Annotated in this window: 1 protein-coding gene; it reads right to left on the reverse strand. The window is 46.9% G+C overall.

Translation table 11 applies throughout. The annotated features are described in order from the left end of the window. The coding region (locus tag KVT28_RS25100) for an MFS transporter (RefSeq protein WP_217550876.1) at window positions 1-275 on the reverse strand (275 nt) is incomplete at both ends.

Consider the following 275-nt stretch of genomic DNA (forward strand, 5'->3'; position numbering starts at 1 on the left):
TCTCCTGGTTGAATATCTCAATTCCCACACAAACGGGACCAGAGATAATCAAAAGAATCCAAAAGACCCATCTCCATGAAATATGCTCACTGATAAAGCCGCCGCAAATTGGGCCAATGACAGGACCAATCAATGGACCGATACTCCAAAGAGCTGTCGCTGCTCCTCGCTTCTCGACAGTGTATAAATCGGCTATTAGACCGCCGCCAAGTGTAAGGCATCCCGAACCTCCCATGCCGGCCATAAATCGAAAGAAAATAAGAAGTCCGACATTT

Origin of the sequence: Pantoea sp. GbtcB22 (genome assembly GCF_019091025.1) — a bacterium.
GTDB lineage: Bacteria > Pseudomonadota > Gammaproteobacteria > Enterobacterales > Enterobacteriaceae > Pantoea > Pantoea leporis.